Annotated in this window: 16 protein-coding genes; 7 read left to right on the top strand and 9 right to left on the bottom strand. The window is 53.0% G+C overall.

Translation table 11 applies throughout. The features are described from left to right. The 5 genes from BST81_RS01210 to purU all read right to left on the bottom strand — a co-directional run bounded on the left by BST81_RS01210 (position 1) and on the right by purU (position 5,873). Positions 1–531 (bottom strand): hypothetical protein, encoded by a 531-nt coding sequence (locus BST81_RS01210; protein WP_075596702.1) that lies wholly within the window; start codon positions 529–531, stop codon positions 1–3. Further along, a complete protein-coding gene (locus BST81_RS01215; protein WP_075596703.1) occupies positions 528–3,440 on the bottom strand; it encodes a glycine cleavage T C-terminal barrel domain-containing protein in 2,913 nt (970 codons plus the stop codon). The genes BST81_RS01210 and BST81_RS01215 overlap by 4 nt, the downstream gene beginning before the upstream one ends. Then, a complete protein-coding gene (locus tag BST81_RS01220) occupies positions 3,437–3,685 on the bottom strand; it encodes a sarcosine oxidase subunit delta (RefSeq protein ID WP_253188043.1) in 249 nt (82 codons plus the stop codon). Before BST81_RS01220 ends, BST81_RS01215 begins: the two co-directional genes overlap by 4 nt. Positions 3,686–3,709: 24 nt before the next feature. Further along, positions 3,710–4,951, bottom strand: a complete 1,242-nt coding sequence (locus BST81_RS01225; protein WP_075596705.1) for an FAD-dependent oxidoreductase — start codon at positions 4,949–4,951, stop codon at positions 3,710–3,712. Between the two features lie 61 nt (positions 4,952–5,012). Further along, the gene (purU, locus tag BST81_RS01230; RefSeq protein ID WP_075596706.1) at positions 5,013–5,873 is read right to left on the bottom strand and encodes a formyltetrahydrofolate deformylase; all 861 of its coding nucleotides are present in this window, start codon (positions 5,871–5,873) and stop codon (positions 5,013–5,015) included. Positions 5,874–6,031: 158 nt separating this feature from the next. Here purU and BST81_RS01235 point away from each other — a divergent pair, with 158 nt between their 5' ends. From BST81_RS01235 to BST81_RS01255, 5 genes are all read left to right on the top strand, one after another. After that, the gene (locus tag BST81_RS01235) at positions 6,032–6,652 is read left to right on the top strand and encodes an XRE family transcriptional regulator (RefSeq protein WP_075596707.1); all 621 of its coding nucleotides are present in this window, start codon (positions 6,032–6,034) and stop codon (positions 6,650–6,652) included. 135 nt (positions 6,653–6,787) lie between these two features. Beyond that, the gene (locus BST81_RS01240) at positions 6,788–7,531 is read left to right on the top strand and encodes a proteasome-type protease (protein ID WP_075596708.1); all 744 of its coding nucleotides are present in this window, start codon (positions 6,788–6,790) and stop codon (positions 7,529–7,531) included. 106 nt (positions 7,532–7,637) lie between these two features. After that, positions 7,638–8,189, top strand: coding sequence for a hypothetical protein (locus BST81_RS01245; RefSeq protein ID WP_075596755.1), 552 nt, complete (start codon positions 7,638–7,640; stop codon positions 8,187–8,189). A 632-nt stretch (positions 8,190–8,821) separates the two neighbouring features. Then, on the top strand, positions 8,822–9,535 hold the full coding sequence (locus tag BST81_RS01250; protein WP_075596709.1) for a uracil-DNA glycosylase: 714 nt from the start codon (positions 8,822–8,824) through the stop codon (positions 9,533–9,535). Between the two features lie 41 nt (positions 9,536–9,576). After that, on the top strand, positions 9,577–10,329 hold the full coding sequence (locus BST81_RS01255) for a class I SAM-dependent methyltransferase (protein WP_075596710.1): 753 nt from the start codon (positions 9,577–9,579) through the stop codon (positions 10,327–10,329). Here BST81_RS01255 and BST81_RS01260 read toward each other — a convergent pair. Continuing rightward, positions 10,326–13,703, bottom strand: coding sequence for a hypothetical protein (locus BST81_RS01260; RefSeq protein ID WP_075596711.1), 3,378 nt, complete (start codon positions 13,701–13,703; stop codon positions 10,326–10,328). The genes BST81_RS01255 and BST81_RS01260 overlap by 4 nt on opposite strands. A gap of 373 nt (positions 13,704–14,076) precedes the next feature. Between BST81_RS01260 and BST81_RS01265 the strand changes: the two genes are divergently transcribed. Both BST81_RS01265 and BST81_RS01270 read left to right on the top strand, forming a co-directional pair. Then, complete coding sequence (locus BST81_RS01265; protein WP_143780169.1) at positions 14,077–14,517, top strand: hypothetical protein; 441 nt, start codon at positions 14,077–14,079, stop codon at positions 14,515–14,517. Positions 14,518–14,810: 293 nt separating this feature from the next. Then, the gene (locus tag BST81_RS01270) at positions 14,811–15,557 is read left to right on the top strand and encodes a hypothetical protein (protein ID WP_075596713.1); all 747 of its coding nucleotides are present in this window, start codon (positions 14,811–14,813) and stop codon (positions 15,555–15,557) included. A 17-nt stretch (positions 15,558–15,574) separates the two neighbouring features. On the opposite strand, the gene BST81_RS01275 is transcribed toward BST81_RS01270, so the two are convergent. The 3 genes from BST81_RS01275 to tyrS are packed head-to-tail and all read right to left on the bottom strand — an operon-like array spanning position 15,575 to position 18,098. Then, positions 15,575–16,141 carry a hypothetical protein gene (locus BST81_RS01275; RefSeq protein WP_216351168.1) on the bottom strand — a complete coding sequence of 189 codons (567 nt, stop codon included), beginning with the start codon at positions 16,139–16,141 and terminating at the stop codon, positions 15,575–15,577. Then, the gene (gene pyrF, locus BST81_RS01280) at positions 16,134–16,844 is read right to left on the bottom strand and encodes an orotidine-5'-phosphate decarboxylase (protein WP_143780177.1); all 711 of its coding nucleotides are present in this window, start codon (positions 16,842–16,844) and stop codon (positions 16,134–16,136) included. The genes BST81_RS01275 and pyrF overlap by 8 nt, the downstream gene beginning before the upstream one ends. 42 nt (positions 16,845–16,886) lie before the next feature. Continuing rightward, complete coding sequence (gene tyrS / locus BST81_RS01285; protein ID WP_075596716.1) at positions 16,887–18,098, bottom strand: tyrosine--tRNA ligase; 1,212 nt, start codon at positions 18,096–18,098, stop codon at positions 16,887–16,889. Positions 18,099–18,114: the final 16 nt, after the last annotated feature.

Genomic DNA, 18,114 nt, shown 5'->3' on the forward strand with positions numbered 1-18,114 from the left:
TCAAGGGGACTGAGTTGTGCGATCGCTGCGGCCACCGAGTTCTGCCGTGATCTCGGCCAGAGTAGACCAGAAATAAGTGCCAAAGGTGCCATCACACCAGATCCGATAGAAAGGCAGTCCCGCTTGCTCCCCCGGAATCACCGTCACCGAGACACCGATCAGGGTGGTGAGAATAACCGGGTGGGTGTTTAAATCCAATGCGCGAAAGTTGACATTGCAGGTTTGCCGCAGTAGTTCCTGGACAGCCCTGCCCCGCAGACAGATCGCCCGATCCTGCCGCAACACCGGATAGACTCTGGGGGGAGGGGGCTGGCAGGCTTGAGCCAGTTGGGGAGCGATCGCACTCCCTTCCAGGAGAAATTCATTCAGGCCCAATCGGGCCACCAGGCCCCCATCAGACAGAGGCTTCCAGCTATTGGGTCGATCGGGCACTGAGATGCCCTGGCTCTGCAACCAGGCCACCGCCGCTGGTCCCTTAACCCCAAACCGGGGCAGGTGGGAAAGGTCCATCAGGTGTAGATACTCCGTCATCCGGCTCCCTCCTCCTTCTGGCGCTGGTTTTCTGGATCGTAAAAGGGGGTGGGACTGACCGTTGCCGGAACCAGACTGCCGTCTGATATACGAATTCTGAAGCGCGTCCCGACCTGGGCCAGTTCCGGTTTTAGATAGGCCAGACCGATATACCGCTGCAAGGCAGAACTGAAGGCGATACTCGTCACCCGACCGGCAATGTCATTGCCCTCAATCACCAGATGGCATTCCTGGGGGGGATTGCCACTAAAATGCCGATCCATTTGGAAACCAACCAGTTGCTGGCGCAGCGATCGAGACTTCACAATCTGCAAACTACGCTGGCCGATAAAAAAAGGCTTATCCAGCTTAACGGCCCAATTCAGATTGGCTTCCCAGGGAGTGGTCAACCCATCCGTATCCTGGCCCACAATCAGGTGGCCCTTTTCCAAGCGCAGGCGTCGCTGGGCTTCCACCCCAAAGGGGCGAATACCATCAGGGGCTCCCGCTGCCATCAGAGCATCCCAAAGTGCGGGTCCAAACTCCGAAGGGACATGGATCTCATAGCCCCATTCCCCGACAAACCCAACCCGCATCAGCAGCGCTGGAATCCCCGCCACAGTCCCCTGGCGCACCGCCAGATAGGAAAAGGCTGCCCCAGAGAGGTCCAGATCAGTAAGCGGGGCCAGCACCTGCCGCGATCGCGGCCCCGCCAGATTCACCCCCACCCTGGCTCCCGTGCTATTCACCAGCCCACAATCCAGTTGCCAGATCGTATTCCAGCGGGTCAGCTCTCGGTAAATCTGGGTCGCGCCGGAGGTAGTAGTCGTAAAGTAAAACTGCTCTGCTCCTAGACGGGCCACCACCCCATCGTCAATGATCACCCCCGCCTCATCCAGCATCAGAGCATAGCGGGTCGTGCCCGGTTTCATCGTGGCGAAGCGGCCCGTGTAGATCCGTTCCAGGAACTCAGCCCCATCCGGTCCCCACAATTCCAGCTTGCCCAGGGTGCCCACATCAATCAGACCAACCCCCATGCGGACAGCAGCAACTTCCTGGCGAATACAGTCCTCTCGACTTGTGCCCGATCGTCTGTAGTATTCCGGACGCTGCCAGATCCCGGCGGGCATGAATTGGGCTCCCAGGGCGGTGTGCCGATCGTGCAGGGCGGTACGCCGCTCTGGAGTGAAACTGCGTCCTGCCAGATGAGACAGGGGCACGGGATGGAAAAAGGGACGGGCCGTCGTCGTACCCACCTCGCCGGGAGTTTTCCCAGTCACACGGGCCAGAATCCGCAGGGCCATCATGTTGGAGTGCTTCCCCTGGCTCGGTCCCATGCCCACGGTGGTATAACGCTTCAGCAATTCGATATTGTCGAACCCTTCCTGGATCGCGTGCTCAAAATCCTTTAGTTGCAGATCCTCGTCAAAATCCACAAAATTCTTGCCCGCTGGATGGGGCACGATCGGCCAGGGATGGGAGGGAGCCTCCTGGGTGATCCTCACTCCTGCTACCCTCTCTGAAGCTGTATGGGGAAACTTCAGTTCTACAACTGCTTCCAGGCCAACCCGCCGACCATCCAGCAGTTTCTGCTCAAAGTCATACACCCCATTCACCCGACCACAGGCAAAAATCCCTGGGGGCAGAACCTCGGGCACGAATTGCTGCAGCGATTCATTAAACTCCATCTTGACACCAGCCTGATGGAGCAAACTGGTCGCTGGAGCCCAGCCCACACTCATCAGGACGCCATCACAGGCGATCGTCTGCTGGGATTGCCGTTGGGGTAGCCCCGCCCCATCCAGCGGACAGACCACCACCTCTACAACCCCTTCCTGGAGTGGATTTGATCGAGCTTCATCAATACAATGTCCCAGCAAGACCGGAATTCTCTGGGCTTGCACCAGTTCGCACTGGGGCGGATCTGGCCTTAGATCCACGATCGCTGCCACAGTCACCCCATGGGCCACCAGGTCCAGGGCCGCCCGGTAGCCATCCTGGTTTGCCGTCAGGACAACGGCCTGCTGCATGGGTTGGACGGCATAACGATAGATCAACCGCTGGGCCGCCGAAGCCAGCATCACCCCCGGCAGATCATTATTGTGGAATACGGCGGGTTGTTCCCAGGCTCCGGTCGCCACAATCACCGCCCTGGCCCGCATTTTGGTCAGATAGTCCGGTCCCACCAGGGGAATCCAGTGGTCCCCATAGTAGCCCGCTGCCTGGGTCTGGGTGTAGAGACGGATATTGGCATGGGCGTTGACCGCTTGCACCATGGCATTGGTTTGATCCGCCAGCTTCCGATCGGCTCCCCGCTGATACCCCCCCGAACCGCCCAGTCGAGCATTCTCCTCCACCAGTACCACCTCCGCCCCAGCATCCGCCGCTGCCAGGGCGGCTGCCAGACCAGAAGGTCCGGCCCCAATCACCAGCACATCACAAAAGTCGTATCGTTTGGGGGTCCGTTGGCGGGGGGTGGTAAAGTCCACCTGACCCAGACCCGTAATCTGGCGGATCAGCCGTTCCCAGAAGGGGAACAGGGACTTGTCATGGAATGCCTTGTAATAAAATCCGACCGGCATGAACCGGGAGAAGGCATCCAGGATGCTGCGTCGATCTCCCCGAACACCACCATCCGTATTCACCGCCACGAGGGACAGTCCTGCCGTCAGTTCCGTTACATCTGCCCGCAGATTCAGCGCCTGACTCGCCTGCATCAAGGTATTGATGTCCTGATTAGCAAAACTGAGCAAACCCCTGGGTCGGTGATACTTGAAGCTCCGTCCCAGCACCCGCTGGCCATTAGCCCACAGGGCACTGGTGATAGTATCACCCTGGTAGCCCAGCACCCGCTGGCCCTCAAAGGTGAAGGAGAGGAGGTGGTTGCGATCGATCCATTCGCCAGCAATAGGGGGGAGTCGATGCCTCATCGGTGCTCCCCATACAGGTAGGTGCGGAGAATTTCATCGCTGCCCGTGTTGCGCTCGGCAATGAACCAGGTGGTGCTGGGCAGATGGCACCACCATTCCCGCCTTATCCCCGGCACACTGTTGCGATGGAAGACATAATCCGCCCAGGCTTCATCCTCCACCACTTGTAGATCGGGCATAGGGCGAAATTCTCCCCCGTAGGCAAATTCGGTGATGGGTCTTGCTCCATTGATGGGACAGGTCATGATTTTCATAGTGAATGTTAAGGGTTAGTGACCAACGGATGCAGCTCCTTTTTCCCCCACCAGGTTGTACCGGGTAAACCGGTCCAGGGAAAAGTCCCGAATCAGATCGGGGGGCCGATCGTGGACCAGGGTATCGGCCATGGTCTTGCCGCAAATCGGCGTGGCTTTGAACCCCCAGGTGCCCCAACCCGCATCCAGATAAAAGCCTGCAATCGGGGTCAGACCCATGATCGGGGCAAAGTCAGGGGTCATGTCCGCCATGCCAGCCCACTGCCGCACCACCTTCACCCCCGAAAGAAAGGGGAATAGATCGAGCATGTGGGCGGCCAGCCCTTCCGCAAAGTCAAGGGTGGAACGGGTGGAGTGCAATTCGTAAGGGTCCAGAGAAGCTCCCATTACCAATTCTCCCCGGGCGGATTGACTGATGTAGACATGCAGACTACCAGAGACGATGATTGGATCGAGCCAGGGTTTCATCGGTTCGCTCACCATCGCCTGTAGGGGATGGATCGTCAGGGGCGATCGCAACCCCACCAGGGCCAAAATGCGAGGGGTAAATCCGGCCACAGCGCAGAGGACTTTGGGGGTGGAAATTTTGCCCCGACTGGTGTCTACTCCAGTGACCCGATCGCCTGTCACCCTAATCCCCAACACCTCCGTCTGTTGATGAATCTCCACCCCCCGCTGATCCGCCCCCCGACCGTAGCCCCAAGCCACCGCATCGTGGCGGGCAATGCTACCGGGAGCATGATAAAGGGCACCCAGCACCGGCCAGTGCCCTCCACAGCGCAGATCCATCTGAGGACAGGCTTGCTGCACCGCCTCCGGACCGACCAGCTCACTCTTGACCCCTAGATGCTTGTTCACTTCCGCTCGCCAGCGCATGGTTCGCAGGGCAGCATCCGTATGGGCCAGGGTGAAATGGCCCCGGTTGGCATAGAACAGATTCAGGTCAAAATCCTGAGACAAATCCTGCCACAGCCGCAGGGATTCATCGTAGAACCGCACCCCAGCCGGAGTCAGGTAGTTGGAACGGACGATCGTGGTGTTACGCCCCGTATTTCCCCCACCCAGATAGCCCTTCTCCAGCACGGCCACATCCCGCATCCCATGGTCGCGGGCCAGGTAGTAGGCCGCCGCCAGCCCATGCCCCCCACCCCCGATAATCACCGCATCGTAGGTCGCTTGGAGCCGATCGGGCTGGCGGAACATTCGGGGTTCCGGGTAGGCGGACGATCGGGCAAATTTCAATAATCGCAATGGCATGATTTTGAATGTTGCATGATGGGTGGGTGGTGTTTCGGTAAAGACGGGATTAATCCCGTCTTTACCGAAACACGACGGTCTTATTCCCATGAACCAAAACCCGGTCCTCGACGTGATACCGCAACCCCCTGGCTAGAACCGTCTTCTCAATGTCTCTGCCATAGCGGATCAGATCCTCGATCGAATCAGAATGATCGATGCGAATCACATCCTGATCAATGATGGGACCGGCGTCCAGATCAGACGTGACGTAGTGACAAGTCGCCCCAATCAGTTTGACGCCCCGGTTATAGGCTTGGTGATAGGGTTTGGCTCCAATGAAAGAGGGAAGAAAGGAATGGTGAATGTTAATAATGCGGTTAGGATAGCGATCGCACACCGCTGGGGACAGGATTTGCATGTAGCGGGCCAGAACCATCACATCCCCCTGGACAGCCTCAAATTGTGTCCCAATCTTGTCGTAGGCGTCCGCCTTGTTGTCTGGGGTGACCGGAATGCAGGAGTAGGAAATGCCATGCCACTCGACAAACTTCCGCAAGTCCTCATGATTGGAAATCACACAGGGGATTTCGATATCCAGTTCTCGACTTTGCCAGCGGGCCAGCAAATCATACAGACAATGATCTGATTTTGACGCCAGAATCACCACCCGCTTTTTCTGATCTGAATCAGACAGCCGCCAATCCATCTCAAACTTTTGTGCAATCGGCAAAAACTGCTGTCGAAATTCTGCAATATCCAGTGCTAGAGAGTTCGCCAGAATTTCCTGCCGCATGAAAAATCGTTGCGCAATCTGATCCGCATGGTGCTGCGCTTCTACAATCCAACCTTGATGACTGGCGATGAAAGAACTCACAGCCGCCACGATGCCCACCCGATCGGGACAGGACAGACAGAGGGTAAATCGCCGACCAGAGAACACAGGTAAAAAATTCCTGTCAGGAAACTTCGTTGAATATCATGCAGGTTTTTTTCATTCCTGTCAACATTTTTTCCTGCTATGATACAAATCATGAAAACTGGAGACGCTGCATGCAACATCTCCCCAGATCAAAATAGGGCCATGAAAGGCATTCACCCGTGACAGAATCAGGCAACAGCGTCGAACCCATCATCACTAATGATCCGCTGGAGCACTATCTGGGTGCGACCATTCGGGATCTGCGCCTGAAACATGGGTTAACGATCGCAGAAGTTGCCGAACAGGCCGGGATTTCACGGGGCATGCTTTCCAAAATCGAAAATGCCCAAACGGCAACCAGCCTGGAAACGATCGCCAAACTCGCCAGTGCCCTGGGGGTTTCCCTATCCACCCTATTCCGCGACTACAACGTGCCGGAAGGCGGAGCCCAACTGGTGAAACGGGGGGAAGGGATGGAGGTCGTGCGTCGCGGGACAAAGCGGGGGCATACCTATCACCTACTGGCCTATGATCAGGGGCCAACTAAGCTGTTTGAACCGTTCCTGATCACCATGGATGACGCCTCAGAAGTTTTTCCCACCTTCGAACATCCGGGGACCGAGTTCATCTATCTACTGGAAGGCAGTCTGGAATACCGTCACGGTCAGTATACTTACTTACTCGAACCGGGAGATGCCCTGACTTTCCGAGGGGACATCCCCCATGGTCCTGAACGGCTGATTCAGCTTCCTATCCGCTTTCTGGCCATTATTTACTACGACTCCCTGAAAGCATTTTGAGCCTGCTCCGTACAGGCATTGCAGGCAACGCCTCACACAACACCAATTTGATCCCCAAAATTCTGGCCAAGCATTGCCTGCAATACCAATTTGATCTCTAAAATACGGACTAGTAAGGAAGCCATTTCAAGATTTATGACCTACTGCCTTGGCATCATGACCCGGTTTGGACTGGTTATGGCGGCTGATTCCCGGACGAATGCGGGAGTGGATCATGTATCCACCTATCAAAAACTGTTCAACTTCTCCCAACTCGGAGATCGGGTGCTTCTGATCTGCACCTCCGGCAATCTATCTATCACCCAGGCTGCAATTACCCTGCTCCAGAAAGATTTGAAAACTCAGACAGATGCCAATCTCCACACCCTTCCTTCCCTCTATGAGGCAGCTCGATACATTGGTGAAAAACTGCGCCAGATTCAAGATCAGGACCGAACCTGGCTCCAGCAAGATGGCATTGAGTATCAATGCAGTATGCTCCTGGGCGGCCAGATCCAGGGAGAAGAACCGGGTTTATACCTGATTTACAGCCAGGGCAACTGTATCCAGGCTTCTGCAGATACCCCATTCTTGCAAATTGGCGAAACCAAGTATGGCAAGCCTATTCTGGATCGGACTTTGACCTTCAATACAACGCTGGAAGCCGCCGCAAAATCTGCGTTACTCTCGATCGACTCCACCATGAAATCGAACATCTCTGTAGGCCCTCCGATCAACCTGGTCGTGTACGAAGCAGACACCTTTCAGATCAAGCATGAGCTCCGACTCCGTTCTGGCTCGCCTTACCTGGTCAAGATCCGCAAATTGTGGGAGGAATCCCTGCGAGAAGCCTTTGATCGCATGCCCAATGTTGATTGGGAACAGGTTCTGGAAACATAGGGGGATACCCCCTGCAGTTTGGAAAAATCATCGTACAAATGCACTGTCTTTTCTCTTTGCCCTTATCATTGAAGAATATCCTGAGGACAGTCCAGAGGATAGTCTCATGAATGATGGTGGGATCGATCGGCTTCCAGTCACTCAGTTGGAAGAAAGATATAACCTGGTCAAAAGCGCTATTTATACCAGGCTAAAAGCCCTTGGCCTTAAGCCTGAACGAGTTGGGAATAAGGCCTATGTCAATGCAACTCAGATCAGGTTGTTGGATGATCTGCATCACTTTATCCAGACCGGCGGGACAACAGCAGAATTTTTGGACAGCCGAGGATTAACTGGCCTTGAGGACGACTCATCCGAAGAACTGTCCTCTGAACTGTCCACAGGACAACCGGATATGCTGAAGTTGATTACCGGGCTTGCCGCAGAAATGGCTTCCAGGATGCAGCCGGTCGATCCATTTCGATATTACGAGATCCTAGAAAATGCGGCCCAAAAAGGCTGGATTCTCAAAACTTCAGAGCTGGCCCAGCTTCTGGAATTGCCTGCTGCAATGCTACAACAGTACGGTGATCGCTTCTCTGAAGCTGGGTTTGTTTTTACCCAATCCGGATTTCGCCAGGGAGAGGTTGCCTGGCGAGTTTCTAAACCTTTAAAATAAAAAAGCTAGCTTAAAAGCCAGCTAGAATAGTTAGTTAGTTAGTACTGATTGGTTAGTAGTCTGATTAGTTCAATTGGGATTTTCTTGGGTGATGTTAGTCGTAGCACTGGCATCACCTCAGTTTTGATGGGCCTGAAATAGACAAATCAAAATTAAGGTGACGGACTGTTTGTCACTCTGGCCTATGTACGCCAGCAGGAGCTTTACCCACCAGTGGAGGCTGTTCTCCTTGAACCCTTCAATCTTTCCTCCTAAACTATAGCATGTCCTGAGGAATGTCCTGAGGAATTTCCAAAGTATTTTCCTGAGGATAGTCCTCAGGAATTTAAACCTCCACAGTTCTGAGGAATGACCTGAAGAATATCCTTCAGAGAGTCAGCCGATCGACGGAACCACCTCAGGAATGAGAATTAAATCCACGACCCTAAGGCGTTTCTCCAGTATTTTCCTGAGGACAGTTCTCAGGAATTCCAAGACCTTTCGTCCTGAGGACAGTCCTTAGGATAGTCCTCAGGACTGTCCGAGCTGATCCGACAAGCTTGAGGCCAGAGCCTATTCTCCCTGGAAACCGCTGTATATTCTGGCTGCAAGGCACTAGAATTTATGAGATTATCGCGATTTTTCCATGATCTATGGCCAGCGACGACCAGATCAGTCTCTTTGATTTATCAGGAACCGCAACCCCCACTCCTGTAGCATCCACCCCAAACTATAACCCCGACCTCATTCCTACAGATGCGAAGGTGCCGATCGTTCCAGGGACCTACAATTCGATGGAAGAGATGTCGCAGCACTGCAATCGTTGCCAGCGCTGCAAGCTGGGCCAGTCCCGCACCCATGCCGTGATTAGTCGGGGAAATCCCCAGGCCCCCATCATGATCGTGGGGGAAGGGCCTGGCCAGAACGAGGATGAAACGGGTCTGCCCTTTGTCGGGAAAGCTGGTCAGTTGCTGGACAAAATTTTGGAATCTGTGCGTCTAACCACAGAACGGGATGTTTTTATCTGTAATGTGGTGAAATGTCGTCCACCGGGTAACCGCACTCCAGAAGCAGACGAAATTGCAGCCTGTCGGGGCTATCTGATCGAGCAGGTGCGCCTGGTAGACCCCCAAATTATTCTGTTAACGGGAGCGACTGCCGTGCGGGGAGTCACGGGAGATAAACAGGGAATTACCAAGATTCGTGGCCAGTGGACAGAATGGCAGGGAAAGCTCTGTATGCCCATTTTCCATCCGGCCTATCTGTTGCGAAATCCCTCCAAGGAAAAGGGAAGTCCCAAATGGCTCATGTGGCAGGATATCCAGGCCGTTCGAGCCAGGTTAGATGAACTCCTGTCTGGCGAATAAACCCTACATGCCATAGGACAATACATTTAGCAGACCTCATTATGCGTTTTGAACAGGATCACTTCTCTGGCGTTGCCGCCCAATATGCCCGTTTTCGCCCCCGTTACCCGGCAGACCTGTTTGCCTACCTCGCCTCCCTGATTTCAACCCCCACCCTGGCCTGGGATTGTGCAACGGGGACTGGGCAGGCGGCGATCGCTCTGGCAGAGTACTTTCCTCAGGTCATCGCCACGGATGCCAGTGCCGAGCAGATCACCCACGCTGACCCCCATTCCCAGGTAGACTATCGGGTTGCACCTGCTGAGCAAAGCGGCCTGAATTCTGGGTCTGTGGACCTGATCACGGTGGCCCAGGCCCTGCACTGGTTTAATCTGCCTGCTTTTTATGCCGAAGCAAAACGAGTTCTCCGGCCCGCTGGGGTTCTGGCAATCTGGTGTTATGGGCACCTGGAAATACCAGGAGACATCCTGCAACAGATAGCAGACACCTTCTATAACGAGACCGTGGGGCCATACTGGCCACCCGAACGCCGGATTGTGGAAGCAGGGTATCGCACTTTAGAATTTCCTTTTATAGAGATTGAAACTCCAGGTTTTGCGATCGAGTCCCTGCTTACCCTGACCCAGTTGACGGGATATCTCAGTACCTGGTCCGCCACCCAGCGGTATGTTAAGGCAACTGGCCAGAACCCAATTCCAACCCTGACTGAGGAATTGGAGCCTCACTGGGGCAATCCGGGGACCCCCAGGCCCATTCGCTGGCCGCTTTCCCTTCGAGTTGGGCTTGTCCCCTAGCTATCATTGCGGATCAATTGAAACAGATCTGTAACGACTTGATTCCGGCAGTCTGTGAAACGGTTAAAACTGAGCCTTCCAGCCTGAAAATCCTGTTTGCTCTGCCTAAAATAACCCTCAATCTTTTTGTAATGCTCACTCATGTGGCCGTTGTATCGTCGTTGCCCCAGTAAATTCGGCTGATCTCCATGGTGGCCCTGTTCGGGCTCATATTCTTGGCAACAAAAATCATCATTCTCAAGCAGACGTTTCAACAGTTCCTCAATGCCCTGCCATTCTCTGTCAAGGATCTGAGGTTCAACATCCAGAGCGGGCTGAGGGAGGTGGGGAAACGCACTTAACGCCATAGCCCTGAGCAACATACAGGCAGCTGCGAAAATCTTACCCAGGTCGGCAAATTCAGTCAGTCTATGGGGGTACAGCCCTCGAATGGCAGAGTCATTATCCCGGTCAATGCAGGTCCTGATCTCAGGGTTTTTTGCACTTTTTAGGTCCTCAAACAAACGATCGAAAACAATGAATTTGCCATCGTCTGTGGCATCATCTTCCTGGGTGTGGTCTCTTCCCCCGTCCTGGGCAAAGACCCAGCAACGGGTAAACTCCCTCAGAGCCAGATTAATCCCCTGCAGCAAACTCTGGTCATCTGGATAGTCTTCGCAAAGGGCCAGCATCGCGATCGCAAACAGGAGCGTGCTGGAATAGGGGCCAAACAAATAAATCGGTTTCGTCCCTGCTTCATCGCTTCCTTTTAAGTTGGACGTATCCATGATCAGCACATTTCTGCCCGCATCATATTCCTGCCGTTGCTTTCCAACTAATTCATGGGGGAGCTCCTGAATCAGAGGTACAACCTGAACCCTGGTTTTGCCAAATGCATCGTAGTAGCGGATTGTGGGTGTCTCTGCAGTCTCCTCAACGATTTCTGAGTAAGCAGTACTTTTCCCCCCATTGTCCTTAATTTGTTGGTAGCAGTGCTCGCCCGTCGAAGAGTAACAGAGTTTCATGTGTTTAATCAGGCGTCTGGCCCAATCCAGGCAGGTATCTCGATCGAAATGTGGATGGGAAGAAGGTTCCCGGCTACTCAAATAAGCCATCATGAGATAACACCAGCTCTGATAGGCTGACCAGTAGGCATAGGAATCAGCGTTCCCATCCCGACCTGCATAAATTCTGGCTTGCTCCAGTAATCGAATCGGTTGTAGCAACGTTTCCCAGCGATCTGCCAGCTTTTCCATGTAGGAGGAATAGTAAATATACAGCTTGGCCCGACAGGCATAGATTCTGGAGAACAGGTAAAAGAAGGGGTGAAAATTGGTTTGGGGCAGTTCCTTAATCTTCTGATAGCGCTCAACCCTTAGATTAAGCCACTTCTCAGCCCGATCCAGGCTATCAACAGCAGTGCGAACAGCTTTATAGCGATCGGGATGCATGGCCTGCTCATCTTGTAAATCCGTCAGATAGTGATACTCAAACCAGCACAGGTGGTACCGGGCTACCATCAGACCGCTGAACAGAAGATCAAACTTCTGAAAATGGGGCTCCACAGTGTCCAAATAGCATTTGGCAATGCGATGCAGTCCTTCCTGCAAGTAAGCCTCTGCGATCGCGAGATGGGCTTCATAAGCCACCAGGCTCCAGTGCTGATCCGGCGTCAGATCCTGAAATTCAAACTTGCTTTTACAGAACCGATATTTTTGCTTAAAAATGGTCTGATGCAATTCCCCCACCATGGCTTTGAGGGAAAACGGATACGATCGCAGTGCTTCCTTCGCCCGTCTCAACGCAATCAGTTCTTCAACGCGATAACAGAGCTGATGCAGATACTTCTGACAATCAATTCCAGACTGTTTAATAGCTCTCAATCGAGCATGGAGAGCAGCATTGGCTGCAACCTCCATCAGGTCAAAGCCACAATATTCTCCATAAGCCAGTTCATAATCATTGGCTACGATTTCATAGGATTCTCCCGTCTGAATCGAGCGATCGATGGCTTTTCGCTGGCATAACCGCACCAGGGTATTAGACCAGACCGGATTATGGCTGCTTCCTCCCTGGATCTCATTTTTCAGCCAGATCTCTTGCGCCACTGGCATTAGACCACGTAACTCCGGAATATCCCACAGGAGCACCCGATTAATCGCTGCTGTAATGTGGGAAAGAATACTGCCAACCCCAGTGATTTCTTCTTGAAAGTGAAGCTGCCTGGTACCAAATTGGACGATGACAGCCTTTTCAGTTCCTTCTAAATGAGTTTGATAGTCCTGGGGTAGCTTGATGTAAAAGTGGACCTGAACCCGGTAAGCATACTGGCGATCCAGGCCACGCACGTCCTCTTCCAACTGGTCCTTATCAAACAGTCGGGAATTCAGGACACCAATCTTTTCCTGAGTGGTTTGATTAAAGTAAAGCGGCAGGGGCCTGACTTTCTCTGCATTAAAGAATTTCAAGTAAACAGGAAATTCATCCGTTAGAATCTCGTTCTCCACCACGGCCCGGGTCAGTCGTTGCAGAAAGGAAGGCGTGAGATACTCTGGGGGGGAGCCTGCGGGTGCGTTTTCCCCAGAGGCCGGTCTACTCTGCTTTAAGCCTGCCTGAAATTCGATCCGGCTGATTTCTCGCTGCACTTTGCGAGATAACTGCTCGATCTTTTCTTGCTTGAGTTGCTCATCCAGGCCATCGAAGTGCTCCTGCAAACAAATTTGAATGGCCGCCTGAATCAGATTGTGCTGGTGTTCTTCTGAAGGGGACTGGTTCCCGCCCCTCGGACCCACAGGGTAATGGATAAATTGCTCATAGAGATGCCGAATATCTTCCCCTCGAAATCCCCAGGTCTGATCCGTGATCGTATCCACCAATTGCTGTAACAGAGCTTCTTCAGCATGGGCTGGCAAGCCTAATTCTTGCCGCTCCAGTACGGTTAAACCAGAAAACTTACGCAGAGCCCGATGTTTTTCCGATCGCGTCAGGATGGCCGGTACAGGTTTGCTGGTGGACTGGAGATGGGGTTTGCGGTTTTCCAGGCGATATTGTTGTAGCGAAGCCAAGATCTGGGTTAAGCGTCTCAGGGTCAGAACGGGTGCATTGGGTTCCACCTCTTTGGGATAGAGATCGGTATAGACCGATCGCAACACCCGCCGCACAAAGATACGATTCTTCTCCAGCCCCCATTGCTTGGCAATACTACTTTCATTGGGTTTTCCCTGGGGGTCGTCAGCGGTTATCCCCAGGTCTGTCAGGCTTAAGAGATATTTGTAGACAGATTTATAGCGTTCTTGATCCTCATCTTCCTGATAAGTCCCATCCGTTGCCCGTTCAGGGGTAACGGTGCCAGAAGGACGGCTATCAGCAGCAGGATTTTTCTTTTGCTTTGGCATAGTCACATCAAGGTAATAGTTCTGCCTGTTTCCCCCAAGGGTTGCCAGTTAATCCCGCCAAACATCTGATATACAGACACCAGTTCTCCATATTAATCTGTTATCAGGATTATGTACAAATTTAATGTTTAAGTTATTACCTATACAAAGTACATTTTGTACTTAAAAATAGTAAAGCTTTAGCAAAAAAAGCTGATATACCACGAACGAAAATATTGCATCTAATCAATAGCTCTGTTACTATGGCTTCAGATAACCTGAACCACAGAATTTCATAGGAAGCTTTAAGCGCTGTAAGTCAGGTAAAGAAGGGTCAACAGGAAGTGAGGGCCTGTTCAATAATTCCAAGACCGCGACCCGGATGGACTGTAATGTGACTGTTGCTCTGTCTTTCCATGGTTTAGCAAAAAGGGATATGACCATGAACCCAATTTCCCTCTCTAAGCTCTATTTACAAAATAGAGATCAAATTCATCTTGCATTGACCCTGCCCAGGATCTCCTCCCAAGCTGACGTTAACTTCCTTAGCAAACCCCATCTCCAGGGACTTTACCCACTCAATCAGCAAGAAATCTGGATCATTGAAATGCCAGAAATTCTGGTTTTGCTGGTGATGTTGCAACTGGAAATCTGGGCATCTACAGGCTATGGAAAAATCCATATTTCCAGCCAAATGGTCAAACAGAACAAAAATCAAGTCATTCTGGAAGCTGGGACCAGTCATGTGGGTTATCTAGCAGAGGAAGATAGAAATAACGCTCAATCTATTAGTCATTACTTGTACAAATATTGGAAGTATAACTGTTCAAGTTGAACCGTTCTGGAGCTATATTTTAGTGGTTTTCTGGGCCTGTCACAGAATTTACCCCAACATCAAGGCTTAATTTTAGGTCAGATCCTCTTTTTGTCTGATCAGTTTGTATCTTTGCCAGTGCTGTGATTCATGAAATTTGCTAGTCCCTGACAGGGACTAACCCATCATTGATCCCTGTTTGACGTATGAGAGTTACGCAGCAGGTAGAAGTAAGGTCTCAACCACCTCCTTCTGCCTGCTTTTTGTTTGTCGGGCAATTCCAAATTGACTTCGCTTCTTAAAAGGGTATTCCCATGTCAGTTCTTCCCCAACCTGAGCCTCAAGAGTCAACCCAACTTCAACCCATCTATCTAAAGTCTGGTCGCAAATCAGTCATTCCTGTTCCCGGTAGCCCTGTTCCCAAATGGCTGCTCACCCTTCTGGCCGGATTGATCGCGACCAGCACTGCCACAGGTCTGTCTGTCCTCTTGGTCCGGCAGGTCTCTGGACAATACCTCATGACTGCCAGAATTCAGCTCGACCAGGCTAAAAGTGCAGCCGAGGATCGCAACTTTGTTAGGGCAGCACGCCCCTGCCACACAACCGTGGTTCAAATCTATTTACCAGAAGAAACCCAGGAATTTTGTGCCCCACTAGCTTCCAAGATGATGGACGCGGCGGAACAAAAGGTCATCCACTGTGACCTGGAAGAAGCCATTCAATTACTCGATATTTTGCCGCCCCAGAGCCCGGATTATGGGCAAGCCAAAATCAGAAAGAAGCTACTGCAGCAGGATCAGGAATACCTGGAGCGGCATCAGCATCTGGCCCGCAATGCCCAGAACAGAGGAGATTGGAAAACATTGCAGGCCGAACGGTTGAAACTGGAGAAAAAAAGAGCCTATCGTCCCTGCCTGCAGGCAGAGATTCAGGAATGGATAGGGGCAGAGGCGGAACTCCAAAAAGCGGCCCAGGAACGCCTGGATCGCGATCGTCGATCGCTGTTAACCGTTGGCATGCTGATGGCCTTCGCCTTCATCATCCTGAAAATAAGCTTCTGAGCAAACAATTGAACCCCTTACCGCTTCAGAGATCGCAGAGCCCCGGCATTACAATCCCGCAGCCAGTTTTTCACCGCACCAGCAATAATGCCATCGCTGGTATCTTCCGGAGGGGATGGGGGTTTACCCGCCGGGTAAGCGCCAATGCGGGAAAACATCATCGACAACTGCCAACCCTGCCGGGTCTGCACCAGAAAGAGCCAGTGGAACACCTGAATATCCACGATCGTAGTGCCCACATACTCCCGCTCCAACGTCGTGATAAAGATCTGTTTCAGCTCCTCCCCGCTGGGGGGGGCACCATAGCGCTCACGACTGACAGGAAGGGGCTCAAACTCTGGTCTGCCCGCCACAATCACGTAGGCAGCCGGATTGGGGGTACGACGGCGATTACGGGCCTGCTGAGAAACCCGGTTGGCATAACTGGGTAGATCCTTGAGCAGCAACCCCGTCAGGATCTCCACATCAGATGGACAGGCTGAGACAGGAACTGTAATTGGCACAGGTGGTGCCGCGATCGCAGGGACCGAGCCCAATCCCAGGAGCAAACTTCCCAGAACCATGAGCAGATGATAGTTACGCAAGGGTGGCCAGTTCCTCCCCAATCCGGTTGAATGCAGCCACCGGATCAGGGGCTGCCGTAATCGGACGCCCAATGACCAGATAGCTGGCTCCTGCCTGCAAAGCCGCCGCTGGCGTCAGCGATCGGGTTTGGTCCCCTTGCTCAGCCCAGGTAGGCCGGACCCCAGGACAAACCAGCAAAAAGTCTGCTCCACAGGTTTGCCGCAGTTGAGCCACTTCTTCAGGAGAGCAGACCGCTCCTGGTAAACCGCACTCCTGGGCCAGGAGTGCCATTTGCAGCGCGTATTCAGGCAATTCTAGAGGAACTTTCAGATCAAAGGCTAAGGCTCTGGAGGAGAGACTGGTCAGCAGGGTGACCGCGATCAGATTGGGCACAGGGGCACCCGCAGGGGTTGCCTCCAGGACGGCAGCCTGTGCTGCTCGCAGGGCCACTTTTCCGGCAGCGGCATGAACCGTGATCAGGTCTACCCCATAGCGGGCTGCCGATCGACAGGCCCCGGCCATGGTATTGGGGATGTCATGGAATTTGAGATCCAGGAAAATCCGCTTGCCCCGCTCTTTCAAGAGGGGCAGGATGGCTGGCCCACTGCTCACGAACAGTTCCAGCCCCACCTTCCAAAAGCTCACCTCAGGTAGGCGATCGACCAGCGCCATGGCCCTGGCCTGATCGGGCACATCCAGAGGCACAATAATCCGGTTCTTCATCGTTGCTTTCCCATGGCTCATGGAGCTGTCCTGCTGACTGTCCTAAGGAATAAACCGGACAAATTTGTTTTTACCCACCTGCAAGATCCGGTCATAGAGATCCTGAGGGGTTTCAAAGACTAGATTGGCATCGCTGATTCGATCGCCATCCAGCCGCACTGCCCCATTTTGAATCTGACGACGGGCATCGGAGCTCCCGCTACATAGTTTAGCGGCACTTAATAGATAGAATAACTTGGCCGGGAAATTCACCTCTGCCAGGGAAAACTCTGGCACCGCATCCGCCTGGGCCGTTCCCCCCTGAGTCAGAGAAATCGCTGCCACCTGAGCCTGTTGGGCTGCTGCCTCCCCCCGAAACTGGGTTACCACATCCAGAGCCAGTAATTTCTGGCGATCGCGGGGATTTTCCGGCAACTGGGCTAGATCCTGACTGGTCAACAATTCAAAGTACTGCTGCACCAGATTGTCCGGAGTCTTCTCTAGCTTGGAGTACATGGTCAATGGATCTTCCAATAGGCCAACATAGTTGCCCAGGGACTTGGACATCTTCTGTATCCCATCCGTTCCCAGTAATAGGGGCAGCAGCAGGCCAAATTGGGGCGTTTGTCCAAAATGACGCTGCAGATCTCGTCCAACTGCAATATTGAATTTCTGATCCGTTCCCCCTAACTCCACATCAGACTGAACAGCCACGGAGTCATACCCCTGCATCAGGGGATAGAGAAACTCATGCAGGTAAACAGGATTGCCCTGCTCATAGCGCTCGGCAAAGCCTTCCTTCGCCAGCATCTGGCCCACCGTCATTGTCGCCAGTAGTTCCAGAATCTGGGCCAGGTCCAGTTTAGACAACCACTCTGAGTTATAGCGAATCTCCAACTTCTCGTCAGAGAAATCCAGGATGGGGCGAATCTGCTCCAGATAGGTTTCAGCATTTTGCTTGACTTCTGCCGGAGTCAGTTGTTTCCGAACTTCCGACTTGCCCGTGGGATCCCCAATCTGAGCCGTAAAGTCACCGATGATGACCACAGCTTTGTGGCCAGCATCCTGAAAAGCGCGGAGCTTGCGGAATTGAATACTATGTCCCAGATGAATCTCGGCTCCTGTAGGATCGATGCCGAGCTTGATCCGCAGGGGACGATCGGTCTGAATCAGCCGTTTGAGTAAATTCTCCTGGGGGTGATCTGAATCGGCCTGGTCCGGAAAGATCTCGCTAATACCCCGACGAAGCCAGGAAAAGGATTGGCTGTCAATCATGTCATCTGCAGGAATT

The organism is Leptolyngbya sp. 'hensonii' (assembly GCF_001939115.1).
Classification (GTDB): Bacteria; Cyanobacteriota; Cyanobacteriia.